Genomic DNA, 1,728 nt, shown 5'->3' with positions numbered 1-1,728 from the left:
GGCGTCCCGTTGCGATGCAGCGGCGCATGCTCGGCGAGTTTGGCAGCTAACGACGGATCAAGGGCCTCTTCGGCCATTGGCGTGAGGATGATTCCGGGGCTGATGCTGTTAACTCGAATGCTCCGCGACCCTTGCTCCACTGCGAGTGTGCGCATCAATGTGACAAGGGCACCTTTCGTGGCAGCATAGGTACCAGCACCAGGCATGACGCTGCCCGCAGTCCATGAGGCGTTGATGACGATCGCACCGCCTTCCACAAAGGGTAGGCAATGCTTGATTGAAAGAAATGTGCCAAGCACATTTGTGGCAAGCAAGTCGCCGAAGTCCGCAATTTCGGTGTCGACTAGCGGCTTAAACTGTCCCAAAACACCGGCATTGGCAAAAAGGCCATCTATCCGACCTGACATATCTGCGACTTGTCGGAACAATCCAGCAACTGCTTCTGCCTTGCCAATATCACATGGAATGGCCGTAGCGGCCCCACCCATTGCGGTGATTTCAGCAGCCACTTGTTCGAGGGGCTCTGCTCGCCGTCCGACGAGAACGATGCGTGCTCCCTCCTCTGCCAGACGGATGGCAGCCGCCCGCCCCATACCCGTTCCTGCACCTGTGATGACGATTGTTTTCTTAGCGAACCGCGCGAGCATTCTTCCATCTCCATTGAGGATTTCATCGCAGTCGTTGTAATTGCATTTGGTGTGAACGATAATTAGCGAAAATCTTGGATCATTTGAAAGCAATATCATTAAATGGACATTTTTCGTTCTATGCAGGCGTTTGTCTCAACGGTACAGGCCGGCTCCATGAGCGCGGCTGCGGCGGAGCTCAGGCAATCACCAGCGATGGTCGGACAGCATATCGCCGCGCTGGAGGAACGACTTGGCACACGGCTCCTAAACCGAACGACGCGCCGGCAAAGCTTGACCGATTTCGGCTCCAGCTATTTTGAGCAATGCCGCGACATTCTTGACCGCGTCTCGCTTGCCGAAGAGGCTGCCGAGTTGCAGCGCACGAAGATTCAGGGGCGATTGCGCATAACTGCGCCTACGACTTTCGGTGCGGAGGCCTTGATGCCGGCGCTCGGCCCCTACCGAATTCTCGCCCCGGACGTAGAACTCGACATCACGCTGACGGATCGGAATGTCGATCTTGTCGACGAGGGGTTCGACGTCGCTTTTCGCATTGGCGCAATGTCGGACAGCAACATGATCGCAAGAGTATTGATGCCGTATCGCATGGCGGTATGCGCCGCACCGGATTACCTGGCCCGAAAGGGCATGCCCCTACATCCAAACGAATTGGACGGCCACGAGGCTATCGCGTTTACGCCATCGGCTCGTTCACCATGGCGATTTACACGAGGCGAGGAAGACGTCCAGGTCTCGCCGACCCGGATGATAATCGTGAACAATGGTCAGGCTGTGCGTGCAGCGGCGCGAGCCGGACTCGGCATTATCATGCAGCCGGAAATCCTATTGAAGCACGACATCGAAGCGGGCTCCCTCATCCCGCTTTTCCCAGACTGGCGGCTCGGCGAACGTCCTATGTGGTTGCTTTATTATCGCGATCGACGCATGACCCCTCGGCTAAGTAGCTTCATTTCCTTCGCCGTTTCAGCCTTTGGCTCATTTGAAAATGTCAGCTAAAGTCGCGGGCTTTGGATGAAGGGCACTAGGAATGGTCCAAGACGCTTAAAGTGTCATTTCGCCCCCAGCCGGAACCGCCCCC

General features: G+C 56.5%; 2 protein-coding genes. One reads left to right on the top strand and one right to left on the bottom strand.

Annotation, left to right across the window (positions count from 1 at the left end; genetic code table 11):
* On the bottom strand, positions 1-746 hold a 746-nt coding region (locus ACPYOP_RS32835), incomplete at its 3' end, for an SDR family NAD(P)-dependent oxidoreductase (protein ID WP_481414369.1).
* A 3-nt stretch (positions 747-749) separates the two neighbouring features.
* Between ACPYOP_RS32835 and ACPYOP_RS32830 the strand changes: the two genes are divergently transcribed.
* A complete protein-coding gene (locus ACPYOP_RS32830; protein ID WP_481414368.1) occupies positions 750-1,646 on the top strand; it encodes a LysR family transcriptional regulator in 897 nt (298 codons plus the stop codon).
* Positions 1,647-1,728 lie beyond the last annotated feature (82 nt).

It is taken from the genome of Rhizobium sp. KNZ2-6A (assembly GCF_056755475.1).
Note: the sequence above shows the minus strand (reverse complement) of the source record. Positions and strands in the feature narration are given on the sequence as shown.